The organism is Nocardia anaemiae NBRC 100462 (genome assembly GCF_001612725.1).
GTDB classification, from domain to species: Bacteria; Actinomycetota; Actinomycetes; order Mycobacteriales; family Mycobacteriaceae; genus Nocardia; species Nocardia anaemiae.
On the sequence record NZ_BDAZ01000080.1, the window covers coordinates 13,038 to 36,895 of the forward strand.

The 23,858-nt window shown below is 65.7% G+C and carries 25 protein-coding genes; 18 read left to right on the plus strand and 7 right to left on the minus strand.

Annotated features, from left to right (window positions below; genetic code table 11):
• Positions 1-2 precede the first annotated feature (2 nt).
• A complete protein-coding gene (locus tag NA5_RS35350; RefSeq protein ID WP_062993389.1) occupies positions 3-845 on the plus strand; it encodes a DegV family protein in 843 nt (280 codons plus the stop codon).
• A gap of 394 nt (positions 846-1,239) precedes the next feature.
• On the plus strand, positions 1,240-1,686 hold the full coding sequence (locus NA5_RS35355) for an HIT family protein (protein WP_218020233.1): 447 nt from the start codon (positions 1,240-1,242) through the stop codon (positions 1,684-1,686).
• Here the strand turns inward: NA5_RS35355 and thrS are convergent.
• Positions 1,673-2,896, minus strand: coding sequence for a threonine--tRNA ligase (gene thrS / locus NA5_RS35360; RefSeq protein ID WP_062993390.1), 1,224 nt, complete (start codon positions 2,894-2,896; stop codon positions 1,673-1,675). The genes NA5_RS35355 and thrS overlap by 14 nt on opposite strands.
• Positions 2,897-3,092: 196 nt before the next feature.
• On the minus strand, positions 3,093-3,848 hold the full coding sequence (locus tag NA5_RS35365) for an SDR family oxidoreductase (RefSeq protein WP_245672587.1): 756 nt from the start codon (positions 3,846-3,848) through the stop codon (positions 3,093-3,095).
• Between the two features lie 84 nt (positions 3,849-3,932).
• On the opposite strand from NA5_RS35365, the gene lexA reads away from it, so the two are divergent.
• The 3 genes from lexA (at position 3,933) to ligD (ending at position 6,378) form a co-directional block, all read left to right on the plus strand.
• Entirely contained in the window at positions 3,933-4,613 is a 681-nt protein-coding gene (lexA, locus tag NA5_RS35370; protein ID WP_218020234.1) for a transcriptional repressor LexA, read from the plus strand.
• 80 nt (positions 4,614-4,693) lie between these two features.
• Positions 4,694-5,185, plus strand: coding sequence for an FBP domain-containing protein (locus NA5_RS35375; protein ID WP_062993391.1), 492 nt, complete (start codon positions 4,694-4,696; stop codon positions 5,183-5,185).
• 236 nt (positions 5,186-5,421) lie between these two features.
• Positions 5,422-6,378: a non-homologous end-joining DNA ligase gene (ligD, locus tag NA5_RS35380; protein ID WP_245672589.1), complete on the plus strand. Its 957-nt coding sequence runs from the start codon at positions 5,422-5,424 to the stop codon at positions 6,376-6,378.
• A gap of 26 nt (positions 6,379-6,404) precedes the next feature.
• Here ligD and NA5_RS35385 read toward each other — a convergent pair whose 3' ends face one another.
• Positions 6,405-6,992 carry a TetR/AcrR family transcriptional regulator gene (locus NA5_RS35385; protein ID WP_062993392.1) on the minus strand — a complete coding sequence of 196 codons (588 nt, stop codon included), beginning with the start codon at positions 6,990-6,992 and terminating at the stop codon, positions 6,405-6,407.
• 62 nt (positions 6,993-7,054) lie between these two features.
• Here NA5_RS35385 and NA5_RS35390 point away from each other — a divergent pair, with 62 nt between their 5' ends.
• From NA5_RS35390 to NA5_RS35400, 3 genes are all read left to right on the plus strand, one after another.
• Positions 7,055-7,870, plus strand: coding sequence for a class I SAM-dependent methyltransferase (locus NA5_RS35390; protein ID WP_062993393.1), 816 nt, complete (start codon positions 7,055-7,057; stop codon positions 7,868-7,870).
• Positions 7,871-8,022: 152 nt separating this feature from the next.
• Positions 8,023-9,102: a ComEA family DNA-binding protein gene (locus NA5_RS41555; RefSeq protein WP_084484663.1), complete on the plus strand. Its 1,080-nt coding sequence runs from the start codon at positions 8,023-8,025 to the stop codon at positions 9,100-9,102.
• Between the two features lie 259 nt (positions 9,103-9,361).
• Entirely contained in the window at positions 9,362-11,644 is a 2,283-nt protein-coding gene (locus NA5_RS35400; protein ID WP_062993394.1) for a ComEC/Rec2 family competence protein, read from the plus strand.
• A 149-nt stretch (positions 11,645-11,793) separates the two neighbouring features.
• On the opposite strand, the gene NA5_RS35405 is transcribed toward NA5_RS35400, so the two are convergent.
• Positions 11,794-12,483 carry a TetR/AcrR family transcriptional regulator gene (locus tag NA5_RS35405; protein WP_062993395.1) on the minus strand — a complete coding sequence of 230 codons (690 nt, stop codon included), beginning with the start codon at positions 12,481-12,483 and terminating at the stop codon, positions 11,794-11,796.
• Between the two features lie 96 nt (positions 12,484-12,579).
• On the opposite strand from NA5_RS35405, the gene NA5_RS35410 reads away from it, so the two are divergent.
• The 5 genes from NA5_RS35410 (at position 12,580) to holA (ending at position 16,708) form a co-directional block, all read left to right on the plus strand.
• A complete protein-coding gene (locus NA5_RS35410) occupies positions 12,580-13,689 on the plus strand; it encodes an MBL fold metallo-hydrolase (protein ID WP_062993421.1) in 1,110 nt (369 codons plus the stop codon).
• 13 nt (positions 13,690-13,702) lie between these two features.
• The gene (locus NA5_RS35415; RefSeq protein WP_062993396.1) at positions 13,703-14,266 is read left to right on the plus strand and encodes an ester cyclase; all 564 of its coding nucleotides are present in this window, start codon (positions 13,703-13,705) and stop codon (positions 14,264-14,266) included.
• Between the two features lie 37 nt (positions 14,267-14,303).
• Positions 14,304-14,462: a hypothetical protein gene (locus tag NA5_RS40970; protein ID WP_157110824.1), complete on the plus strand. Its 159-nt coding sequence runs from the start codon at positions 14,304-14,306 to the stop codon at positions 14,460-14,462.
• Entirely contained in the window at positions 14,459-15,262 is an 804-nt protein-coding gene (locus NA5_RS35420) for an MBL fold metallo-hydrolase (RefSeq protein ID WP_062993397.1), read from the plus strand. Before NA5_RS40970 ends, NA5_RS35420 begins: the two co-directional genes overlap by 4 nt.
• Before the next feature lie 474 nt (positions 15,263-15,736).
• Positions 15,737-16,708 carry a DNA polymerase III subunit delta gene (gene holA, locus NA5_RS35425; RefSeq protein WP_062993398.1) on the plus strand — a complete coding sequence of 324 codons (972 nt, stop codon included), beginning with the start codon at positions 15,737-15,739 and terminating at the stop codon, positions 16,706-16,708.
• Positions 16,709-16,988: 280 nt separating this feature from the next.
• Here the strand turns inward: holA and NA5_RS35430 are convergent, their stop codons facing one another.
• A complete protein-coding gene (locus NA5_RS35430; protein WP_062993399.1) occupies positions 16,989-18,059 on the minus strand; it encodes an aldo/keto reductase in 1,071 nt (356 codons plus the stop codon).
• Between the two features lie 123 nt (positions 18,060-18,182).
• On the opposite strand from NA5_RS35430, the gene NA5_RS35435 reads away from it, so the two are divergent.
• The gene (locus tag NA5_RS35435; protein ID WP_084484665.1) at positions 18,183-19,079 is read left to right on the plus strand and encodes a helix-turn-helix domain-containing protein; all 897 of its coding nucleotides are present in this window, start codon (positions 18,183-18,185) and stop codon (positions 19,077-19,079) included.
• A gap of 50 nt (positions 19,080-19,129) precedes the next feature.
• On the opposite strand, the gene NA5_RS35440 is transcribed toward NA5_RS35435, so the two are convergent.
• Positions 19,130-19,375, minus strand: coding sequence for a hypothetical protein (locus NA5_RS35440; RefSeq protein ID WP_062993423.1), 246 nt, complete (start codon positions 19,373-19,375; stop codon positions 19,130-19,132).
• Between the two features lie 74 nt (positions 19,376-19,449).
• Here NA5_RS35440 and NA5_RS35445 point away from each other — a divergent pair, with 74 nt between their 5' ends.
• Positions 19,450-19,632: a hypothetical protein gene (locus NA5_RS35445; protein ID WP_062993400.1), complete on the plus strand. Its 183-nt coding sequence runs from the start codon at positions 19,450-19,452 to the stop codon at positions 19,630-19,632.
• 102 nt (positions 19,633-19,734) lie between these two features.
• On the opposite strand, the gene rpsT is transcribed toward NA5_RS35445, so the two are convergent.
• Entirely contained in the window at positions 19,735-19,995 is a 261-nt protein-coding gene (gene rpsT / locus NA5_RS35450; protein WP_062993401.1) for a 30S ribosomal protein S20, read from the minus strand.
• Positions 19,996-20,427: 432 nt separating this feature from the next.
• On the opposite strand from rpsT, the gene NA5_RS35455 reads away from it, so the two are divergent.
• The 3 genes from NA5_RS35455 to NA5_RS35465 are packed head-to-tail and all read left to right on the plus strand — an operon-like array spanning position 20,428 to position 23,790.
• Complete coding sequence (locus NA5_RS35455; RefSeq protein WP_062993402.1) at positions 20,428-21,990, plus strand: circularly permuted type 2 ATP-grasp protein; 1,563 nt, start codon at positions 20,428-20,430, stop codon at positions 21,988-21,990.
• Positions 21,977-22,951 (plus strand): alpha-E domain-containing protein, encoded by a 975-nt coding sequence (locus NA5_RS35460; RefSeq protein ID WP_062993403.1) that lies wholly within the window; start codon positions 21,977-21,979, stop codon positions 22,949-22,951. Before NA5_RS35455 ends, NA5_RS35460 begins: the two co-directional genes overlap by 14 nt.
• Positions 22,948-23,790 carry a transglutaminase family protein gene (locus NA5_RS35465; RefSeq protein WP_084484667.1) on the plus strand — a complete coding sequence of 281 codons (843 nt, stop codon included), beginning with the start codon at positions 22,948-22,950 and terminating at the stop codon, positions 23,788-23,790. Before NA5_RS35460 ends, NA5_RS35465 begins: the two co-directional genes overlap by 4 nt.
• Positions 23,791-23,858 lie beyond the last annotated feature (68 nt).

Below are 23,858 nucleotides of genomic sequence, written 5' to 3' on the forward strand. Positions count from 1 at the left end.
CCGTGGCCGTCGTGGTGGTCACCGATTCGTCCGCCAGCCTCCCTGCTGAACTCGTCGGTGAGTTGGACATTGCCGTTGTCCCGCTGCATGTTCTGGTCGGCGACCGCACCATCCGCGAAGGCGTCGACGCCATCGATATCGACTATGGCTCCGATACCGTGACGACCTCGGCGGCCTCACCCGGTGAGCTGCGTGCCGTCTACGAGCAGGCGCTGCAGCGCAGCAATGGGGACGGCGTTGTCGCGGTGCATCTTTCGCGCCAACTCTCCGGCACCTGGGAGGCGGGACGGCAGGCGGTCCGCGATATGGACGCCGCCGATCAGGTCCGGCTGGTCGATTCACTCGGCGCCGGTCTGGCCACCGGTCTGCCGGTGCTCGCCGCCGCCCGTCGCGCGCGCGGTGGCGCGACATTGGATGTCGTCTATGACACCGCCGTCGCCGCGGCCAGCCGATCACGCACCTTCATCCTGGTGAACCGGACCGAGCAATTGCGGCGCGGCGGGCGGTTGAGCAGTGCCGCAGCATTTTTCGGCAGCGAACTGGTGAGCAAACCACTGCTGCAGATCGTCGAGGGCCGCCTGGAACTGCGCGAGAAGGTGCGCACCCGCTCCAAGGCTTACGCCAAACTCGTTGCGGCAGCGGTGGATGCGGCCGGTGACGATGGCGCCGCCGTCGCCGTACAACACCTGGGTGCCGAGGACGCCGCGAATACTGTGGCCACGCAACTACGCGAGCTGGTGCCGGGCATCGGTGAGCTGATCGTCGCGGAATTCGGACCCACCCTGGGCGTTCACCTCGGTGTCGGTGCGGTCGGTGTGTTGGTCGTGCCAGGCGGCTGCGCCTAATCGGCTACGGTCCAGCACTCGCGAGTGTGCCGCATCTCCGGTCGAATGGCGTGCTGGGCGTAATAATTTCTGCGTGATCGCAACCCCTTCGGTCGGCACCGCAGGTGACTAACGTCGCGGCATGACGAGTTCCGCAACTCCGATCGATCCGCCGCTGACCGTCGAATCGGCCGCCCGGACGCATCCGGACGCGGTCATTCCGCGCGATGAGCTGACCGCCGAGGCTCTGAACTGAGCGCCGATGCCACGATCCACAATGTGCGGCGGCGCTGCCAGGCGGCACCGCCCAACCCGACCTGGTCAGCGGGATAACACCAAGTGCCGCAAGGCCGCTCGGCGATATCGAGCGGGATGGCGCAGCTTCGACATCGAGCACGGAAGTTACGGTGAGGATGTGGACGGCGAATGCCCGATCTGCGATAAGCACCGGGGGATCGGTGCGCTGGTCGGTCCGGTGATCTACGCGGACGAGCTGGTCTTGGTGACGCATCGGCCGCTCACCGAAGGCACACCGGTGCCGGGCTACCTCTTCGTGGAGACCCGGCGGCACGCACCGACGTTATCGACCCTGACCGACGCCGAGGCGCGGGCGGTGGGCTGGGCCGCGCGCCGCGCCGCGCACGCGTTATACGTAGAGCTGGCACCGGAATTCGTATTCTCCGCGATCACCGGACTGAGCGTCGCGCATTTCCATCAGCACGTATTCGCCCGTCCGCACGGCACCCCCGCCTCGGTGCCGTGGACGAACGCCGACGCGTGGCCGGACGCGCCACACATCGATGCGTGCGCACTTGGTGAACTGTGCGACCGCCTGGCGATCCACTTCGTCACCGAGCGCTGAAGGTTACAGTTCGGTGCTGCGCGGCGATGAGTTCGGTTATGCGGGTGAGCAATTCGTCGGCAGGTTGCGGTTCCAGGCGTTGTCCGTCCCGAAGCCGCACCGCGACAAGGTCATTCGCGACCTCCTTCGGGCCGATCACCACCTGATAGGGGATCAGGCGGGCTTGCCGAATGCGCGCGCCGAGACTGCCGAATTCGTAATCGGCGATCTCGGCGCGCAGTCCCAGCTCGCGGCAGCGTTCGACGAGGGCTTCGGCGGGCCGCGCCTCGGCCGCCGAGACCGGCAACACCACCAGCTGGGTCGGGGCCAGCCAGGTCGGGAACGCGCCGCCGTGCACCTCGATCAGGTGCGCGACGGCCCGCTCGACGCTGCCGATAATGCTGCGGTGCACCATGACCGGGCGGTGTTTGATGCCGTCCGCGCCGATGTAATTCAAGTCGAATTGCTCCGGTTGGTGGAAGTCGACCTGCACGGTGGACAGGGTGAATTCGCGGCCCGCGCTGTCGGTGAACTGGATATCGATCTTGGGGCCGTAGAATGCGGCCTCGCCCTCGGCCGCTTCATACGGCAGACCGGAGTGGTCGAGTACATCGGTGAGCATGGCGATCGACTGCTGCCAGAGTTCCGGGGCCGCAACATATTTCCCGCCTGGCCCGGGCAGCGAGAGGCGGTATCGAGTTGGCTGGATGCCCATGGCGGCGTGGGCCGATCGAATCAGTTCCAGCGCGCCCGCGACCTCTTCACCGACCTGATCCACGGTGCAGAAGATGTGTGCGTCATTGAGCTGGATCGCGCGAACGCGAGTCAGTCCGCCGAGTACACCAGAAAGTTCGGATCGATACATCCCGCCCAATTCCGCTATCCGCAACGGCAATTCGCGGTAACTGTGCGAGCGAGATCGAAACATCACCGCGTGATGCGGGCACAGGCTCGGGCGCAGCAGCACCTGTTCGCCGCCCAATTCCATCGGCGGGAACATGTCGTCGCGATAATGCGACCAGTGCCCGGACATCTCGTAGAGCTCCCGCTTCCCCAGCACCGGTGAGTACACGTGCCGGTACCCGGCTCGTCGCTCCGCGGTGCGGATGAATTCCTCGAGTGCGTGGCGCACGGTGGCGCCGTCGGGCAGCCAGTACGGCAGGCCGGATCCGATCAGTGGGTCGGTATCGAACAGGCCGAGTTCGCGGCCGAGCTTGCGGTGGTCGTGCATGAGGTCTCCTCGCGGACAGCGGGCGAGTGACCACAAGACGAAGCCCCGGGCACTCGCCCGGGGCTTTCGATCATGACAGCAGTCAGCGCGCCGGGACGGTCTCCGGCGTCGTCGTCACAGCAGCGCGCTTCATGTGCGCCACGGTAGCAGAGCCGTCATGGCGCTGGCACGTCGATATTGCTACGCCGATTCGTTGTCACACCTGTTCGGCGAGGAAGTTCTCCCAGGTGAGCTTGCCGACCGTCGCACCTTCGAGGGTCAGATTCTGCTTCGCGCGATACGCGCGCCCGACCTTACCCGGCACCGGAACCGGCAGGAACAACCGCCGCTTACCCTCGGCCTTCAGGTAGCCGCGGATCAGCTCGGCCAACGTGTACACCGTCGGTCCGACCAGATCGGGAACCCGACCGGCCGGTGCGTCGCGCGTCAGTTCGACGAGCCGCGCGGCCACCTCCCGCGAATCGACCGGCTGCCACAGCACCGCGCCAGGGGCCGGGACGATCGGGCTTTTCGCCATGGCTCGCGCGGTTTTCAGGGCGAGGTCGTGGAACTGGGCCGCGCGCAGGATGGTGAACGGAACGCCCGATTCGACAATGGCCTGCTCGGCAGCGTACTTGGCATGGAAGTAACCGATGGGCAGCTTATCGGCGCCGACCACACCGATGTAGACGATGTGCTGCACGCCCGCCTTGGCGGCGGCATCGGCCAGGTGTCGGGTCGCGATGTCGTCGCCCTTGGGGCCACCCGCGAGGTGCAGGATTATCTCCGTGCCGTCGACCGCGGCCTCGACACTGGTGCCCTCGAGCAGATCTCCGGTCACGAATTCGACGCCGTCTGTCGATTCGTGGGCCTTGCGGCTGAGCATTCGAATCTTGAAACCGGCCTCGACCAGAAGTGGTGTGACGTGGCGGCCGAGTGTGCCGGTGCCGCCGGTCAGCAGGATGGTCGTCATGATTCCTCCAAGGTTCGCGTGCGCTGGTTTCACCTGGATGACGACGCAGCCGGGCCGGGTGTGACAAAGCCGGGAATTGTCCGCATGCCCCTCTACGATTCCCGGGTGACCGGATACGACCACGATGCCTTCGACCACCTCGACACCTCGACCCTGCCGCCGCGCCAGCAGCGGATCCTCGCCACGATTCGGGACTGGGTGCTGCGGTACGGGTACGCGCCGAATACCAGGGAAATCGGCGACGCCGTCGGCCTGCGGTCCTCGTCCTCGGTCTCCAAGCATCTGAAGTCCTTGGAGGACAGGGGATTTCTGCGCCGCAGCGAGACCATGTCGCGGCCGATCGATGTGCGCATGTTCCTGCGGCCGTCGGTGGTTGCGGAGCAGGCCGAGGATTCGGTCGCGGTTCCGGTCGTCGGCGATATCGCGGCGGGCACGCCCATCCTCGCCGAGGAGCATGCCGACGACATGATGACGCTGCCGCGCGAACTCGTCGGTCGCGGAACGGTTTTCGGGCTGCGCGTGCGCGGCGATTCGATGATCGACGCGGCGATCTGCGACGGCGATCTGGTGGTGATCCGCAAACAGCACGAGGCGCATTCCGGTGACATCGTCGCCGCGATGATCGATGGGGAGGCGACGGTCAAGGTGTATCGCCGTCGCAACGGCCATGTCTATCTGGAACCGCGCAATCCGGCCTACGACGTGATCGATGGCGACCAGGCTGTGGTGCTCGGCAAGGTCGTGTCGGTGATGCGCCGCGTGTGAAATTCCGTTGCTTGGGCTAATGACCAGCTGTAGCGTTCCTTCGGTTTGTTCACCGATCGATCGAAGGAGTCGATGCCGTCATGAAAGCCGTCACCGAACGCGACATCAGGTCGTCGTTCATCAACTGTTCCAAGACGACCGCCAAGAAGTTGCCGGTGCCCCGTGATCTGGACAGCCAACCATGGGATGACCTCGATTTCCTCGGCTGGAGCGATCCGTCGCTGCCCGGCCGCGGCTATCTCGTTGTGCCGCAAGACGATCGCATCGTCGGCGTCGCACTGCGCTACGAAACCGGCGGATCCGGCCGGACCCAGATGTGCGCGATCTGCCTGACCTCGCATACCGGCCACGGCGTCTCGCTGATGACCGCGCACAAGGCGGGCGAATCCGGACGCCGGGGCAACTCGATCGGTACCTATATGTGCACCGACCTGGCGTGTTCGCTCTACGCGCGCGGTAAGCGCACGCCCGCGCTCGGCAATCGGTATCGCGAAGATCTCATCACCGAGGAGACCAAGATCGAGCGGGTCCGCGACAATATGAACGCCTTCGTCACCAGGCTGTTCACCTAGATCCCGCGCTCGAAGTCCCAACAATGAAATGGAGGTAGATGCCATGTGCCGACACTCAACAGAACTCGGATGCCCAGGATTCCTCTCCGGTTGAGTAGGCCCGGAATGCTTCGGACCTGCTCATCCGGAGAGGAATCCTTCGATAACCCGCACCTGCCCGACCAGTCGGTATCATTCAGCTAATTGTCAGCAGCGTTCGAGTTCGCAAGGGGACCGGCGATGGCGACGAGGCGGGTGTGACGAGGCTGCCGCACTATGCGGCGATGCTGGCGCTGGCGGGTGCTCTCCCCGGCGACGGTGACCGCTGGGGCTACGAGGTCAAATTCGACGGCATTCGCGCCATCGGGTACGTCGACAACGACCTGCGGCTGATCTCGCGCAACGATAAGGACATCTCCGCGGCATGGCCGGAACTCGCCGAGATCGCACCCGGGAATCCGAGATTCGTCGTCGACGGCGAGGTCGTCACCTTCACCGCCGACGGCCGGACCTCCTTCGAGGCACTACAGCCGCGCATGCACCAGCGCAATCCCGCCATGATCCGCGCCCTGCGGAGGTCCATTCCGGCGACGTACATGATCTTCGACCTGCTCCACATCGGCGACCGATCCCTGATCGACCTGCCCTACCAGCAGCGTCGCGAGCTGTTGGAAAAGCTCGGCCTGCGCGGACCGCATTGGCAGGTCCCACCGCGCCTGCACGGCACCGGCGCCGATGTACTCACCGAAGCGAAACGCCTAGGCCTGGAAGGCATTCTCTGCAAACGCCTCGACAGCCCCTACCTCCCCGGTCGACGCAGCCCACTGTGGACCAAGGTCAAAAACATGCGCGACCAGGAGGTCATCATCGTCGGCTGGCGACCGGGAACCGGCAGACGCGCACGCACCATCGGTTCCCTCCTGATGGCGGTGCACGACGAGTCCGGAAACCTCGTCTACATCGGCAACGTCGGCACTGGCTTCACCCAATCCGCCCTCGCCGACCTCCAGTCCAAACTCCAACCCCTACAACGCGAAACCCCCACCGTGACCGCCGATGTACCCGACGCCATCTGGACAACACCCACCCTCGTCGGCGAAGTGACTTTCGCCGAATGGACCAGCGATGGCCGCCTCCGCCACCCGTCCTGGCGCGGTCTGCGGCCCGACAAATCCCCCACGGAAGTGAAAACGGACTGGCTGCGGTCACGCTGACCACCGCCTCGGTGATATCCGCCATCTCACCTGAGAGCACTGGTGATGACAGTGGATACGACTTTGCGGGTGGCTTCGGGGGTGGGTGGGGTGGTGGTTCGGTCCGCGAAGAGGAGGTGGGCGCTGCCGATGAGGGTCAGGGCGAGGGTGTCGGTGTCGGCTTGGGGGGTGATGCGGCCGAGGGTTTGTTCGGCGGTGAGGTAGGTGGCGAGCATTGTTGTTGCTTCGGTGAGTACCGGGACGCCGGAAGGGCGGACCTGGCGCAGGCGGGTGCGGAGTCCGTCGCGGAAGGTGACCAGGCTGACGATGGCCACCGCGACCGATTCGAAGACGGTGGTCAGGGCGTCGGTGAGATTGTCGGTGACCGTGCGGGTGCCCGCGGATTCGCGCAGGGCGGCGGACTGCTGATCGATGCGGCCGATGCGGTCGAGTACGAGTTCCGCGAGGAAGGCGTCGAAGTCGGCGAAGTGCCGGTGCAGGACGCCCTTGGCGCAGCCTGCCTCGGTGGTCACCGCGCGGCTGGTCAGCGCATTCGGACCGTCTCGCAACAGGATTCGTTCGGCGGCATCGAATAGCTGCTCGCGCGGGTCGCGCATGGCCACGCCTGTCGGCACGGTATCTCCTTTGCTCGGGCGCACCCGTTGGCAAGTGGGCATGCGCCCACTATGGTGGGCGCATGCCCACTATATCGCCGGAGCCTACGCACTCCGACCAACGCGAATCGCATCAAGCACGTGAGCTGGCCGAATCTTTCGGCTCGGATCCGGAACGCTACGACCGCGCCCGACCAAGTTATCCGGCTGCGATGGTGGATGCGATCGTCGCGGCCAGCCCAGGACCCGAGATCGTCGATGTCGGCATCGGTACCGGCATCGCGGCTCGGCAGTTCCGGGCGGCGGGTTGTCGCGTGCTCGGTGTGGAGGTCGATGCGCGGATGGCCGAGTGGGCACGCAAGCACGGCTTCGAGGTCGAAGTGTCGGCCTTCGAAGCCTGGGAGCCTGCTGGGCGAATCTTCGATGCCGTCATCTCCGGCCAGACTTGGCACTGGGTGGACCCGGTCGCGGGTGCCGTGAAGGCCGCGAAAGTGCTGCGACCTGGTGGAAGGCTGGCCGTGTTCTGGAATTCGGGCCAGCCGCCGACGGAGTTGGCTCGCGCCTTCGCCGAGGTATATCAGCGGGTCGTGCCCGACTCGCTTGCCGCTCGTTGGGCAGCGGGCGCGACGACCGCGTATGCGTCGCCGTCCACCAAGGCGAGCGAGGGGATTCGGGCGGCGGATGGCTTCGGCGACCCCGAGCAGTGGAGCTTCGATTGGGAGCGAAGCTATACCCGCGACGAGTGGCTTGATCAACTGCCGACGACCGGCGGTCATGCTCAATTCTCTTCTGCCACACAGGAAGAGGTGCTGGCAGGCATTGGGGCGGCCATCGATGCGGCCGGTGGTTCCTTCACGGTGCGGTTCACTACGACAGTACTGACAGCGGTGCGGAACTGACCTACGCCGCAGCGTAATGTGCGCTCGCCGCGCCGTCGGGGGACCGGCTTTTCCGGGCGGGGTTATCCACAGGCACGGAGTTATCAACAGACTTTTTATTTCGCCTGGTCGGCATCGATTCCCGGCCTTACCGCGGGACTAGCGTCGCCGCCATGTCCCGACATGACGAACGCGAGCGGATTCGCCGACGACTGACCGTGCTGACCGAGCGAGTCGGTGCCAGCCGAACGATCGGTGCCGGGAGTCCGGCGCGTACCGACCCGGGAAGCGCTGAGCTGTGCCGAAGTTCGCCGCGTTCGTCGAAGTCCGCAACACGATTGGGGCGAAGTAGGCCGCTGGTCCGGGGTGGACGCTGGGATGACGAAGAGTTATCCGGGGCGGACGAGTCCGATACCGAGGTGGCCAGGTCCGATCTCGATGATGAGGAGGACTGGGCGGACGAGGTCGGCGAGGTACGGGCACCGGGTTGGCTGGCTGAGCCGCAGCGGCGGTCGGCGTGGCGGGATCGCCTTGTGCCGGAACGGTTTCGGGGCACTCGACTGGATCCTGGGTGGCGGGGACTGGTGACGCTCGTCGCGGTCGGACTGGCAGCGGTGGTCGTCGCGGCTGTCGTGGTGTTGCGTGAGCGACCGGTCGCACAGATGGTGCCGCTGCCGTCCGCGGTGCGTGTCAGCACCGACACGGTACCGGCTGGACTGTCCGCCGCGAGCATGGCGGCATCATCGTCGGCGGTGCCGGTAACCACGAGTCCCGTAACGGAATTGGTGATCAGCGTGGTCGGTCTCGTTCATCGCGGCGGGCTGGTGCGATTGCCCGCCGGGGCGCGGGTCGCCGACGCACTCACCGCCGCGGGCGGTGCGAAGGATGGGGCGGATCTGAGCGGACTCAACCTCGCACAGCGTCTCCAGGACGGCGACCAGGTGCTCGTTGGTCCGAGCGGTCCGAACACGGGGCCGCACCTGGGCAGCACCACGATCAGTGCGGGCGGACGGCCGCCAAGCGGCTCGGCATCGAATTCCTCAGCGGCACAACGACCATCGAGCAAAATAGACCTCAATACCGCAACCGAAGCCGATCTCGATGGCCTCCCGGGCATCGGCCCGGTCACTGCTCGCGCAATCGTCACCTGGCGCACGACGAATGGACGATTCACCGATGTCGCCCAACTCGGCGAGGTCGACGGCATCGGCCCGGCGCGTCTGGCCCGACTGCGGGATCTGGTGACGGTATGACCGCATTCGAGGGCGTCACGGATGGGCAGGGCGATATCGATCGACGGGCTGCCGAGGATGGTGGGCCGTCGGTAGCGGCGGCGCCGGTGCTCGACGCGCGGTTGTTGCCCGCGGCATTGAGTTGTTGGGGCGCAACGATTGTCGCGCTGACGGCGGGATGGGTGGCCGGTTTGGTGCTGGCGTCGGCGCTGGTACTGCTGGCGATCGGGCTCTGGGTGATGCTGTTGCGCGCGGTGGCCCATCCAGTGAGCGGCGGCGGGTGGTCGCCGTCGCAGCACTCGCCGCCCTGCTGCTGGGTGCCGGATTCGCGGTGGCCGGGGCGTGGCGCGAGCATCGGGTGGCGACGCATCCATTGCGGAATACCGCCGCTTCGTTGCGTGTGGTCGCGGTACCCGACGATGATCCGAAACCGGTGCGGTCCAGCGCATTCGGAGGTGAGCAGCAATGGACGGTTCGGGCACGACTGCGCGAGTATCGGCAGGGCGGTGCGACGGTGCGGGCGGGCGGCGCCGTAGTCATCCTCGGGTCCGGTGCGGACTGGGGCGAGCTGTTGCTCGGGCGAGCGGTGGAATTCCGTGCCAAGCCGGAGCAGCCGTGGCATCGCGATCTCACCGTCGCCACGCTGCGTGCCCAGGGACCGGCGGTGGTGGTCGGCGCGTTGCCCTGGTGGCAACGGGTCGCGGCGGCGGTGCGCACCGACCTCGCGTCGGCGGCCCGCGTACTACCCGAACAGCAGGCCGGGCTGCTGCCCGCGCTGGTGGTGGGAGACACTTCCGCGCTGTCCGACGAAGTCCGCGAGGAGTTCGAAATCGCTGGACTGGAACATATTTGCGTGGTCAGCGGGGCCAACTTCACGATCTTGTTGGCGGTCGTGCTCGGTGCGGTACGGCTGCTCACCTTGGGGCCGCGCGTCGGTGTCGCGGTCGCGGCTGCGGCGCTGCTGATGTTCATTGTTGTGGCACGTCCGGATCCGAGTGTGCTGCGGGCGGGAGCAATGGGCGCGATCACTTTGCTCGCCTTGGTAACCGGTCGTCGCAAGCAGGCATTGCCCGCGCTCTGCACCGCGGTCATCGGTCTGCTCGCGCTGTGGCCGGAACTGGCGGTGCGTGCCGGATTCGGACTTTCGGTACTGGCGACCGCCGGACTGATCCTGTTGGCACCGAGTTGGTCGGACTGGTTGCGCTCTCGAGGCTGGTGGCGGGTGCCAGCCGAGATCGTCGCCGTATCGGCCGCCGCATTCGTAGTGACGACACCGCTCGTGGTCGCGCTGACCGGGCGGCTCAGTCTGGTCGCGATTCTCGCGAATATCCTGGTCGACCCCGTAATAGCACCGGTCACGGTGCTCGGTGCTATCGGCACCGTACTCGCTGCGGCTTGGCCGCCGCTGGCCGAACTGATACTGCGCTGCGCGCAACCGCCACTGTGGTGGCTGCTGTTCGTGGCCGAACATGCGGCGAATGTGCCGGGCGCGGAGATCTCAGTGCGCGGTGGTCTCAGCGGAGGGGCCATCGCCTGCGCTGCGGTAGTTTTCGTGGTGCTGGCATTGCGGTCGGCGATGATGCGCCGCCTCGCCGCCGCTGTACTGCTCGGTATCGCAGTCGTGCTGATTCCGGTGCGGGTCTGGCATCCGGGCTGGTCGCCCGCTGGCTGGGTGTTGGCCGTCTGTGACGTCGGTCAGGGTGACGGACTCGCATTGTCCGTCGGTGACGGCACGGCGGTGGTCATCGATGTCGGACCGGACCCGCGCATCATGCGCACCTGTCTGAATCGTTTGCGGATCAACCGAATCTCGCTGCTCGTGCTGACCCATCCGCACGCCGACCACATCGCCGGATTGGCCGGTGCTCTGGAAGGTCGATTGGTCGATGCCCTGGCGGTCGGTCCCGGCGAACTCTCCGGAACAACGGGCGAATCCGCAAACACCGGCGAACGTCGCGTATCGAATTCGGCCAGATCCGAGTCGGATTCAGGCGAGTCGACAGGTGCTTCCTATGAACGACCCGTCCAGGATCGGCGCGCACCGGTCAGCGGACCGGAGCAAGTCGCCAGCCTCGCGGCACACGCTCACATCCCGGTGCTGGAGCTGTCGTCCGGACAGGTATTGCGTTTCGGCACTGTCGAATTGAACGTATTGGCCCCGGCCCCACTCGCGCACCACCCGACCGGCCCGCCCAGCACCGACGATGCCAACGACCGCTCTATCGTCATCGCCGCCACTACACCTGCGGGCCGAATCCTGCTCACCGGCGATATAGAGGCACCCGCGCAACAACGACTGCTGCACTCGGGCGCTCCCGTTCAGGCCGACGTCCTGAAGCTGCCACATCACGGATCCCGAACGACCACAAAGGAATTCATCGCCGCCGTCCACCCTCGCCTCGCCCTGGTCAGCGTCGGCGCCGACAACACCTTCGGCCACCCGAATCCCCGCGTGCTCGCGGATCTGGCCGACCTGGGCGTCGCCGTCGTTCGGACCGATCGGCAGGGTGACGTACTGGTCCTGGGTGAAGGCCGCCAGCTGCGAACCCTGACCACCCGATAAGTCAGAACGCTGTCCCGATAATCCGCGCGCCGATCTGGATGAAGCTGATGGACCCCCTGAACTGCGTCCGACCGGTGATCGGTGCGGTCGTCCGGGAGGGCCCGCATCCTCGCTGTCCCCGTCGACCGACCGTGCGCTGAGACGGCGGATCAGAGTTTCTGGGCAGTGGAAATGCGGGCGGTGACCGCATCGAGAGCCAGGTCCATCGCGTAGTCGAACTCGACCTGGCTGTCGAATCGTGCCAGATACGGGGCCGCCTCGGCCACCGCAGGAAGTCCCGACTCCTCCAGGATCGCTCGGCGGGCGGCGATGCCCGCGGTATCGCTGGTGCCGTAGACGGGTGCGGCGTTCACCTCGCGCAATAGCGTTCCGATGAGGGCGGCCAGCAGGGTGCGCATCAGGTGTACCGCCTCGTCGGGATCACAGCCCGCGGCGCGCAGCACTTCCAGCACCGCCTGGATCGGCGCCAACCCCGCCACGGACGCCAGCTGCCGCGTGAGCACCAGCGCCGAGGCCGCGGGATGCGCCAGTGCGCGAGCACGGAAGGCGTCCGCGATGGCACGTAGGTCAGCGCGCAGATCGCCACTGCGCGAAGGTAATTCGATCGAGGCCAGCAGGTGCTCGGTCACCGCATCGAGCAACCCGTCCTTGCCGTCGACATAGTTGTACAGGCTTTTCGGATCGACCCCGAGCACTCGTGCAACCCCCCGCATACCGACAGCGCCGACCCCGTCGCGGTCGATCACTTCCAGGGTCGCTTCGACGATCGCCGCACGGGTGAGCTGACCGGCCCCTTTCGGAGGTCGTCCGCGTCGGGTCGAGGGAACTCGGCTGGTCATTCGGCCATTCTGCCTCAATCCTCTTGATTTAATCCACATTGTGGGTATATCGTGGCCGCTACGCGTAAACCCACGCTGTGGATATTGGAGTCCGATATGCGTTTTCCCTGGGGCATCTCCGACGTAGCCGATCTTCCGACGGTCGGAGAGCGCATCGACACATTCACCGATCTCGCTCACGTCGAGGGCGGTCCTGGCACGCGCCTGCGGCTGGCTCGTGAACAGGCAGCAGCATTCCGCCGCGAGTTTCCGAGTACCGGCACGCCTGACAGCATCACCACCTGTGATCTGGTGACACTGCCGTATCCGACGCGATTCGGGTTGTTCCGTGCTTCGCGGGCGATCGCGCCGTTCCTGTCGATCACCAACCGGATGCTCGTGATTCGCTGGCACGACTCCGATGGCCGCCGTCGCACCCTGCTGTTCGAGCCCTCGGACGTCGAACTCGGCCGCTACACACCGTATTTCGACGACCTCTCCCAGCGCACCCCGGCCGTGATCGAACGGCGCATGGTCCGCGAGCACGGCACGGTACTGGAGCATCTGTCGCGCCTGGGGATCGCCCGCGAGGAGGTCGACTATCTGATGTTCGACCACCTACACACTCAGGACCTGCGGCGCTGGATAGGCACCACCAGCCATCAAGCCGACCTGAACACCCAACCGGCCGCGATCTTCCCCAGCGCAAAAGTCATCGTCCAGCGTGACGAGCTGGCGGGAATGGCCGAGCTGCACCCGCTGCAGAAGCCGTGGTACCAGCCCGCCACCTACCGCGATGTCCCCGCCGATGCGTTCCTGCCCATCGAGGGCTCGATCGTCCTCGGTCCCGGTGTCGCCGTGGTCAAGACGCCGGGACATGTATTCGGCAATCAGAGCCTGGTGCTCAACACCTCGACCGGGATCTGGGTCAGCAGCGAGAACGTGATCGCGACCGAGGCGTTGACCCCGGAGCACTCCAGGATGCCGGGACTTGCGCGATGGGCGCAGCAGTGGCAGCAGGAGGTCGTGCTCAATGCCAACACCATCGAGACCACCGCCGATCAGTACAACTCGATCATCGTCGAGAAGACGCTGGCCGACCGCAGCCAAGCCGACTCACGTTTCCTGCAGTTCTTCCCCTCCAGCGAGCTCACCGGGGTGTGGACCAACCCAGGCACCCACCCCACCTTCCATCACGGCCACATCACCCACGGTCCTCAGCGCTAGGAGCGACTAGATCATGTCCGCACGATTCACCCTTCCCCCCGAACACATCCTGCGCGCTCGCGAGAAACTCGTCCTCGACCATTTCCACGATGAGGTGGCCCAGGACTGGGACGCGACACTTGCGACATTCCCGCACCCGCACTACGAGCTGATCGCGCCGATGGTCGTCCACGACGGCGACGACGAGGTCCGCGACTACTACCGCGACACCCGCCGCGCCTTTCCCGACCAGGACCACGAGATCATCGCCCTGCGCCACAGTCACGACGCGGTAATCGTCGAATTCTGGCTGCTCGGAACACATCTGGGGCCGCTGGGCAAGATACCGCCGACCGGGTCGACCCATCGGACCAGGATGACGGCCTACTTCATATTCGACGAGCACGAGAACCTGACGACCGAACGGATCTACTTCGACCAGCTCACCATCCTCGAGCAACTGCTGGGCGGGCTGGACAAACGCAACCCACGCGACCTGCTCACCCTCGCGCGTGCTCTCGCCGGAGCCGTCGCCACAGCCGGAAACGAACCAGACCCGCGCCTGCTGACCACCACACCACCGAACCTCGGCGACTGACCGCCGACCGCAACTCGAACGAACTCAGGAGTAGACCGTGACAATACGTGCGCTCGTCGGTGGCAAGGGCACCACCAGCGACAGCAAACGCGCCGTACTGCTGGCGGCCGGTGCCGATGTCACGATCGACACCACCACCGAGGACCTGGCATCGGTCCTTCTCGCCGAAACCGACGGCAGCGGCGCGCTGGGATGAAAGTCCACCACCTCAACTGCGGCACCATGCGTCCACCGGCCACACCCGACGGGTTGGTTTGCCACGTTCTGCTGCTGGAAACCGGCTCCGGCCTCGCGCTGGTGGACAGTGGACTGGGCCTGCGCGACGCCGCCGACCCGGCAGGCCGGTTCGGCCCGGCCCGCTTCTACGTGCGCCCACGGTTCGACGAGAACGAATCCGCTATCCGGCAGATCGAACGCCTCGGCTTCGACCCGCGCGATGTCCGCGATATCGTGCTCACCCACTTCGACGCCGATCACACCGGAGGGCTCGCCGACTTCCCTTGGGCCAGAATCCATCTCACCGCCGACGAGGCGGAAGCGGCACTACATCCGCAGGGGTTCGTCGAAACCGGCCGTTACCTGCCCACCCACCGCAACCACCATCCGACGCTGGTCTGTCATACGCCCGGTGACGGCGAACCCTGGTATGGCTTCGCCGCGGCCAAGGAACTCACCGAGATCACCCCGGGCTTGGTCATGATCAGCTTGCCCGGCCACACCCGCGGCCACGCCGCCATTGCCGTCGACACCGGCGAGCAATGGATCTTCCACGCTGGTGACGCGTTCTATCACCATGGCCAGATCGATGGCACCGGTCACGTGCCCCGAGCCCTGACCATCATGGAACGCTTCGTCGCCAGCGACATGCCCCGCGTCTACGCCAACCACGAACGCCTCGCCCAACTGTGGACCACGCACGCTCATGAGCTGCTGCTGGTCAACGCCCACGATCCCACCCTGCTACGCCGCGCCCAGCAGTTCGGCGGACCCGGGTAGATGACTTGCCATATCCGGACACAAATCCTGGGACGCTGGCGGCTGATACGCAGTTGTCGCCGCCGATAGCGCTTCGACGTCGCGGATCACCATGCGGACCGACACTTCCAACATTTGGCCACTCCCAGCGGGCGACTGACCGTCGTTTTGCGGTACTGCTCGCGGCCGCATGCATTCCCGCTATTCAGCGCCACGATTCTGCCCCAGACGGGCGCCCACACTCGTGCCCCTGGCTCGCGGAAATGTTTGGGGCGACCGGCGCGCGGAAGTTCGAACAGCACCACCCCGGCGCAAACGACATCGTCTGCGACGGCCGCTGCACATCCGCCGCACCTGGTGGTTGAGAGCGGGGTGCTGGTCGTGACGACGTGTCGGTGACGAACCGTAGGATGCTCGCGTGAGCGAGCGCAGCGAGCGAACCAAAGACACGGCTCTGTCGGGCCCGACGGAGTCGAGCACCAGCGAGGTGCAGTCGTGACCGAACGGACTGCGGCTGTGCACCTGGTGCTCGGTGATGAAGAACTGTTGGTCGAACGGGCCATCGCGGGGATTACGGCGCAGGTGCGGGCGAATGCGCCGGATCCCGATGCGGTGCCCGTTGATCGGCTGCGGGCCGGTGATGCCAGCACCGCTGAGCTAGCGGAATTGCTGAGTCCTTCGCTGTTCGCCGAGGATCGGGTGATCGTGCTCGAGTCGGCGGCGGAGGCCGGTAAGGAGGCGGTCGCGGTGATCACCGCCGCCGCCGGAGATCCGCCCGATGGTGTGGTGCTCGTGGTGCTGCACTCCGGCGGCGGCCGGGCCAAGGCGCTGGCCCCCGCGCTGCAGAAGTCGGGTGCGCACGTGCACGACTGCGCCAAGCTGACCAAAGCCGCCGAGCGGGTGGAGTTCGTGCGCGGCGAATTCCGCAATGCGGGGGTGCGGGTTTCGAGCGAGGTCGTGCAGGTGATGCTGGAGGCGGTCGGCTCGGATCTGCGGGAATTGTCCGCGGCCTGTTCACAATTGGTCGCCGATACCGGCGGCAAGATCGATATCGCCGCGGTGCGCCGCTACTACTCCGGCAAGGCCGAGATCTCCGGTTTCGATGTCGCGGAACTCGCGGTCGCGGGGGATCGGCCCGGTGCCATGGAGGCGTTGCGCTGGGCCACCGACCGCGGCGTACCGCATGTACTGCTCGCCGACGCACTCGCCGACTCCGTGCACACCATTGCCCGCGTCGGTTCCGCGGGCCGCGGCGACCCGTTCAAACTGGCCCAGCAATTGGGCATGCCGCCATGGAAGGTGAAGAAGGCCCAGGCCCAAGCACGGGGCTGGAACCAGGCCAGCATCGGCACGGCCCTGCAAGTAGTCGCCACACTGAATGCCGACGTCAAGGGCGGTGCCGCCGACGCCACTTACGCCTTGGAACACGCACTCACCCAGATCCTGGACCTGCACTCCGCGAGCTGAATCGGTGCCGCGATAGCAATTAGCCGATCCCGGCACAGGCCGACAGCGGCACCGCACCGCCCTATGCGAAGTGGCGCGGTATAGGCACGCCCCGGGCAGCGGTTCGGCGACCGCGATGGGGCACTCTGGTCGAAAGGTGCCACCGCCCTCCTCGATGAACTGCCTTCACCACCGTGTCAACGCACTACCGCTCGGTCGCCAACTTCTCATCGACCCATCGGAGGCTGACGCGGTGATGCGGTGGTGCGAGTTGGGCTCGCACCACCGCATCGGGTGAAACTCAGTCGCGGCCTTCGATTTTCAGGTCGCCGAAGGTGACGCTGCGGGTCATCGGACGGGCGAGCATGTTGTGGGGGAAGCCCAGTTCGATCGCGCTGGCTTGTTCGAGCCGATCCAGCTGAGCGGTGTCGAATTCGACCTCGAGTGCGCCGAGGTTGTCCTCCAACTGTGCGGCCGTGCGTGCGCCGATGATCGGTGCCGTGACACCGGGGTTCTGCAGTGTCCAGGCGAGCGCTACTTGCGAGGGCGTCTTACCGAGTTGTGCGGCAACGTCTTTCACGACATCGGCGATAACAAGGCCGCGTTCGGTGAGCGATCCGTTGGCCGCCGCGACGTTCTTGCGGGTGCCCTCCGGTGAGCTGGCGGTGTCGTGGTCCAAATCGGCGCGGCTGTACTTGCCGGTGAGCACACCGCTGGCCAGCGGCGACCACGGCACCACACCGAGGCCGAGTTCCCGTGCCATCGGAATCAGATCGCGTTCGACGGTCCGCTCGATGAGGCTGTACTCGATCTGCAGTGCGATCAGGGGCGACCAGCCGCGCAGGTCGGCGATGGTCTGCATGCGGGCGACCTGCCAGGCCGGTGCGTCGGAGATGCCGACATAGAGCACCTTCCCGGCGCGCACCAGATCGTCCATAGCGCGCAGGATTTCCTCGACCGGGGTCAGAAAGTCCCAGGCGTGCAGGTACAGCAGGTCGATGTAGTCGGTATTCAGCCGACGCAGACTGGCCTCCACCGAACCGACCATGCTCTTGCGGTGATTGCCGCCGGAGTTGGGATCGGTCGGGCGCCGCAGCATCGTGTATTTCGTTGCCAGCACCAGACTTTCGCGATTGGCGGCGCTGAACTCGCCGAGCAGCTGCTCGGAGGTGCCGTTGGTGTACTGGCTCGCGGTATCGATGAAATTGCCGCCGCGCTCGACATAGGTGTCGAAGATCTTGCGGGCCTCGTCCTTATCGGCGCCCCAACCCCAATCGGCGCCGAACGTCATGGTCCCGAGGGACAGCGGAGACACCCGAAGACCCGAGCGGCCGAGCAACCGGTAGGTATCGAGAGTGCGGGCTCCGGACATGTCGTGCTCCTGTCGTTCGTACTGCGTTTCCGGTGCCTTCGAGTCTGGAACAGCGCGAGAGCATGGGTAAGGGAAGGCTTTTCCTGGGAAGCCCAGTCCTAGTCAGCCGTAAGATCGAGGACGATGACGAGCACGGTGAATGCCAGACAGCGGAGCGAGCTCAGGCCCGGAGGTGATAGCGGGCAAGGGAGCTCCGCGAATTGGGCACAAGCACTCGCGGCCTTTCTGCGCGCTCGGCGTGAGCGCTTGAATCCCGGCGACCTGGGTCTGCCCCCGCGCAAACAGGCTCGGCGCACCCCGGGGCTGCGGCGTGAGGAAGTCGCCGAGCTGGCGGGTGTGAGCACCGACTACATCGTGCGACTGGAGCAGGGACGCGGCCTACGTCCGTCCGCGGACGTATTGGAAGCGCTCGCACGCGCCCTGCGCCTGGACACCGACGAGCGCGCCTACCTCTTCGATCTTGCCCAGCAGCGCCAGCCGAATGCCGGGAAACCGAGCACCGTCCCCCCGCCCGCGCTGGAGCTGCTGGTGCACGATCTGTCGCCGCTGCCCGCGATGCTGATCAATCACCGCTACGACATCTTGGCGTGGAATCCGGAAATGGCGCGGCTGGTCGTCGACTTCGGCGCCCTGCCGCCGCGGCAGCGCAACTCGATGTGGCTGTGCCTGTTGGATCCCGCGATGCGCGATTTCTACTGCGATCGGGACCGGATCATTCGCGAGGGCGCCGCCGATCTGCGCGCCGCGTGGGCGGCCCATCCGGATGATCAGGAGCTGGCCGATCTGGTCGCCGAGTTCACCGCGCGAAGCGAGGAGTTCGCGCAGGGCTGGGCCAGGCACGACGTCAGGGTGCAGGGGCGCGGGAAGAAGCCGCTGCGCCACCCGGAGGTCGGGCCGCTGGTTGTCAATTTCGAAGTGCTCATGCCGCTACAGGATCCCGACCAGCGCGTCATCATCTATCGCGCGGCCGATGCGGACTCCCAGGCCGCGCTGGACCGGTTGAACGGCGACCTGGACTGAGCTACTCGCCAGATCCGCACCCGCTCGGCGCGGGTGCGGATTCGCTGGATCTATTCGACCGAGCTGAGAACCAGCTCGACGTCGTCTTCGGACTCCTCGTACCGGCCCTCCCACTCCTCGTAGACCGGAATTTCCTCGTCCCGGGTGACGATCCACTCCAGCGAGTAGCCGCCTTCCTCATCGGGGACCATGACGTTCTCGATCTTCAGTCCGATGCCTAGGACCTCGGCTGCGCGGATGATGTCCGGCAGATCTTCGGAGCGAACCGGCGTCTGATTGGCGTACACGGTAACCATGCGCCGAATCGTAGCGGGAACCTCCGACATCTGGCTGCCCGATCCGAATTCGGCTCGAGGAATGGGATGCGGCGATGACCTGGGCATGTTGTCGTGTCGCCACTTTCCTGCCGATTTGCCAGGACAGGCTCGATGCCAGGGCGCCTGCCAGGCGGGTTCCGCTCGACGCCCAGGGAGCGGCATCGCAGCCGAAGATTGAGATTGCCGAACTGTTGCTGAAAAATATCGGAATCGACGCCGCCGAACCGGAAAAGTGATCCTCGCAATAGTTGGTCAGCGACGACAAAAGCCGCCGTGGTCATCGAGGCCACGGCGGCTGCGTCAACGTATGGGTGGTACCGCGGGCGGTACCGGTGTGCTCAGAGCTTGTTCAGCGCCAGCGCGAGAGCCGACTTCTTGTTGGCGGCCTGGTTGGCGTGGATGACACCCTTGGAAGCGGCCTTGTCCAGCTTGCGGCTGGCGACGACCAGCTGCTGGGCGGCCTTGTCCGTGTCACCGGCCGCGGCGGCCTCCCGGAAGCGGCGGATCTCGGTGCGCAGCTCGGACTTGACCGACTGGTTGCGCTTGCGCGCCGCCTCGTTGGTACGGATCCGCTTCATCTGGGACTTGATGTTGGCCACGCCTGTTTCCTCGTGTTCCTGTCGCTGGTGGACTGTGCTGAAAAGTTCGCGAGCGCGCGTTGGAAACCGGAGTAATCAGGTAACGCGACGCCGAAGATCGAGGGTACCAGCCGCCGCGTCGCACACGAAATCACCACAGCCCGGCGCGCGAAATCGCCACCGCGCGAACAGTTCGACCGGCAACGCTACCGACCACGGTAATGGGGCGAAAACAGGACTGTGACGCAAGAAATTTACCTGCGTCTCACACGGCATTGATGCTGCGTGTAGCACGATTTTTGCATGACTCCCGCCTCGCCGCCACGTTCGGCGCGATCACCTGCGCCGACACGAGTCCGGTCGAACGGGCATGCGAACGGCAATGGCACAGCAACCACATCCGGCCTATTCGAGGGTTACCGTCCCGGCCGATACGCGGACGCCTTCGACGAGATGTTCGACGGCCAAGGACGGGTTCGTCAGCCATATAAGGGAATCTTCTCGGCGCTCGCGCCGATCGACGTGGCCGATCTCGCGGCCCGCTCGGACGCACTCGACCGCGCCTTCATCGATCAGGGCATCACCTTCTCGCTATCCGGACAGGAACGGCCCTTTCCACTCGATCTGGTGCCCAGGGTGATCGCGGCGGCCGAGTGGACAAAGCTCGAGCGCGGGATCAAGCAGCGGGTGACGGCGCTGGAGCTGTTCCTCGCCGATGTCTACGGCGAGCAGAACATCCTGCGCGACGGGGTCATCCCCAGGCGGCTGGTCACCTCATGTCAGCACTTCCACCGCGAGGCCGCCGGACTGGTGCCACCGAACGGGGTGCGCATCCATGTGGCGGGTATCGATCTGATCCGCGACGAGCGCGGAGATTTCCGGGTGCTCGAGGACAATCTGCGCTCGCCATCCGGGGTGTCCTATGTCATGGAGAACCGGCGCACCATGGCGCGGGTCTTCCCGGATCTGTTCTCCTCACACCGGGTGCGCGCGGTCGGCGACTATCCGAGCCATCTGCTGGCCGCACTGCGCGCCTCGGCCGCGCCGAACGAGGCCGATCCGACGGTCGTCGTGCTCACGCCCGGCGTCTACAACTCGGCCTACTTCGAACATTCGCTGTTGGCCAGGCAGATGGGGGTGGAACTGGTCGAGGGGCGCGATCTGTTCTGCCGCGACAACGTCGTCTATATGCGGACCACGGCGGGGGAGCGCCAGGTCGATGTCATCTACCGCCGCATCGATGACACCTTCCTCGACCCCATGCACTTCCGGCCCGATTCGGTGCTCGGCGTCGCCGGATTGGTTAATGCCGCGCGGGCGGGCAATGTGGTCATCTCCAGCGCGATCGGCAACGGCGTCGGCGACGACAAACTGACCTACGCGTATGTGCCGACGATCATCGAGTACTACCTTGCCGAGAAACCGGTGCTGCCCAATGTCGATACCTATCGCTGCTGGCTCGACGACGAGCGTGAAGAGGTGCTCGACCGCATCGGCGAACTGGTGATCAAACCGGTCGAGGGGTCCGGCGGCTACGGCATCGTCATCGGTCCGGTGGCCTCATCACGGGAATTGCAGACGATCCGACGCAAGATCGAGTCGGATCCGCGGGGCTGGATCGCGCAACCGGTGGTGCAGCTGTCCACCGTGCCGACCAAGATCGGCAACGAGCTGCTGCCGCGCCATGTCGACCTGCGGCCGTTCGCGGTCAATGATGGCGAGGACATCTGGGTGCTGCCCGGCGGTTTGACGCGGGTGGCACTGCCGGAGGGTTCGTTGGTCGTCAATTCCAGTCAGGGCGGCGGCAGTAAGGACACCTGGGTGCTGGCCGGGCGGACCTCACCCGCCGACCGTGAGCTCGCGGGCGAGGAACTGGTCGGTGACCCGCCGCAGTCCGATCGGCGCGAGCTGGGCCGGGAATCGACCACGGCACAGTCGAATCGGCAACAGCAGCAGCAACAACAGGAGCAGCGGCTGGGGCAACAGAGCGGGGGACGCGCTGATGTTGGCCCGTAACGCCGAATCCCTGTTTTGGATCGGACGATACGTCGAACGTGCCGATGACACCGCCCGCATCCTCGACGTGGCGGTGCATCAATTGCTCGAGGACGCCACGGTGGATCCGGACCGAACCTCGCGAGTCCTGTTGCGGGTACTCGGTATCGAACCGCCCGAGGTCGAACTCGATGTCTGGTCGGTCACCGACCTGGTGGCCTTCAGTCACGACCACGGCAATTCCATTGTCGACTCGATCGCCAATGCGCGCGAAAATGCCAGGAGCGCACGAGAAGTCACTTCCAGCGAAATGTGGGAGTGCTTGAACGCCACGTATATCGGGCTCACGGCCACCGAGAAGGCCGCCCGCGGTCTCGGCCCGCACGAATTCTTCCACTACATCAAGGATCGGGCGGCGATGTTCGCCGGGCTCTCCGATTCCACGCTCAGTCGCGACGACGGTTACCGCTTCCTGCTGCTCGGTCGCTCCATCGAACGCGTGGATATGACTGTGCGCCTGCTGCTTTCGCGCGCGGGCGACCGCACCTCGTCACCGGCCTGGGTGACGGTTTTGCGCTCGGCCGGTGCGCACGACACCTATCTGCGCACCCACCGCGGCGCGCTCGATGCGCATCTGGTCGCCGAATTCATCCTGCTGGACCGGCTTTTCCCGCGTTCGGTCTTCCATTCGGTGCGGGTCGCCGAGGCCTGCCTCGCCGAACTCGATCAGCGCCCGAGCAGCCGGGTCGGCGCGCGTCACGAGGCGCAGCGACTGCTCGGCCGGGCCCGCAGCGAACTCGAATTCCTCCCGCCCGGTGCGCTGCTGGAGGATCTACAGAATCGCCTGCTTTCCCTGCAGAAGACCTGTCGCGAGGTCAGCGAGGCGATCGCGCTGCAGTATTTCCACGCCGCGCCGTGGGTGGCCTGGACCGATCTGCGCAGCAGTCACGATAACCATGCGCAGGTAGAGGGAGACCTGTGAGCTGGCGGATCAGGGTGGTGCACACCACCGGTTATGTTTACGACGCCCCGGTCACCCGGTCGTTCAACGAGGCTCGGCTCACTCCGCGCGCGGACAGCAGACAGAACGTCATCCTCAATCGGGTCGAGACGGTGCCATCCACCCGGTCCTATCGCTACACCGACTACTGGGGTACCGCGGTCACCTCCTTCGATCTGCACGCCCCGCATACCGAATTGGAGGTCACCGGATCATCGGTGGTGGAGACCGAACCGTTCGCCGGACCAGTCGAGGAGTTGTCCTGGGCGGAATTGCATTCGGAGAATATCGTCGACCGTTTCGACGAAATGCTTTCGACCACAGCCTATGTGCCGCAGGACAAGAAGTTGGCCGCGATCGCGAAACAGCTCGCGCGCGGTGTGTCGCCCGCGAAAGCCGTTGTGCGCGCGGCCGAATGGGTGCACGGCGAAATGAATTACGTCGCGGGTACCACCTCGGTGCACACCTCGGCCGTCCAGGCCTTCGCCGAACGCCGAGGCGTATGCCAGGATTACGCGCACCTGACCCTGGTTTTGTTGCGCAGCATGGGGATTCCGAGCCGCTACGTTTCCGGATATCTGCACCCCAACCCGGCCGCCGAGATCAATGCGACGGTCGCGGGGCAGTCGCACGCCTGGATCGAGGCGTGGACCGGTGCCTGGTGGGGCTACGACCCGACCAACAATATCGCCATCAACGAGCAGCACATATCGGTCGGCGTCGGCCGCGATTATGCCGATGTGCCACCGCTCAAGGGCATCTTCTCCGGCGGCGGATCGACTGATCTGGAGGTCGTCGTTGAGATCACCCGGCTCGCCTAGCCAAGTCATAGCGTTGTAGTGCTCACCTGTCTCGCGTAACGTCCTTTTTCGCATCAGCCGTGATTTTC

Bases quoted from the DNA above. Each gene is read 5' to 3' on its own strand.
- NA5_RS35440 (WP_062993423.1), bottom strand. From the start codon at position 19,375: ATGGTTACCGTGTACGCCAATCAGACGCCGGTTCGCTCCGAAGATCTG.
- lexA (WP_218020234.1), top strand. From the start codon at position 3,933: ATGCCCCTCTACGATTCCCGGGTGACCGGATACGACCACGATGCCTTC.
- NA5_RS41555 (WP_084484663.1), top strand. From the start codon at position 8,023: ATGTCCCGACATGACGAACGCGAGCGGATTCGCCGACGACTGACCGTG.
- NA5_RS35405 (WP_062993395.1), bottom strand. From the start codon at position 12,483: ATGACCAGCCGAGTTCCCTCGACCCGACGCGGACGACCTCCGAAAGGG.
- NA5_RS35430 (WP_062993399.1), bottom strand. From the start codon at position 18,059: ATGTCCGGAGCCCGCACTCTCGATACCTACCGGTTGCTCGGCCGCTCG.
- NA5_RS35390 (WP_062993393.1), top strand. From the start codon at position 7,055: ATGCCCACTATATCGCCGGAGCCTACGCACTCCGACCAACGCGAATCG.
- NA5_RS35415 (WP_062993396.1), top strand. From the start codon at position 13,703: ATGTCCGCACGATTCACCCTTCCCCCCGAACACATCCTGCGCGCTCGC.
- NA5_RS35455 (WP_062993402.1), top strand. From the start codon at position 20,428: ATGTTCGACGGCCAAGGACGGGTTCGTCAGCCATATAAGGGAATCTTC.
- NA5_RS35375 (WP_062993391.1), top strand. From the start codon at position 4,694: ATGAAAGCCGTCACCGAACGCGACATCAGGTCGTCGTTCATCAACTGT.
- NA5_RS35420 (WP_062993397.1), top strand. From the start codon at position 14,459: ATGAAAGTCCACCACCTCAACTGCGGCACCATGCGTCCACCGGCCACA.
- NA5_RS35435 (WP_084484665.1), top strand. From the start codon at position 18,183: ATGACGAGCACGGTGAATGCCAGACAGCGGAGCGAGCTCAGGCCCGGA.
- NA5_RS35460 (WP_062993403.1), top strand. From the start codon at position 21,977: ATGTTGGCCCGTAACGCCGAATCCCTGTTTTGGATCGGACGATACGTC.
- NA5_RS35445 (WP_062993400.1), top strand. From the start codon at position 19,450: ATGACCTGGGCATGTTGTCGTGTCGCCACTTTCCTGCCGATTTGCCAG.
- NA5_RS35365 (WP_245672587.1), bottom strand. From the start codon at position 3,848: ATGACGACCATCCTGCTGACCGGCGGCACCGGCACACTCGGCCGCCAC.
- NA5_RS35410 (WP_062993421.1), top strand. From the start codon at position 12,580: ATGCGTTTTCCCTGGGGCATCTCCGACGTAGCCGATCTTCCGACGGTC.
- thrS (WP_062993390.1), bottom strand. From the start codon at position 2,896: ATGCACGACCACCGCAAGCTCGGCCGCGAACTCGGCCTGTTCGATACC.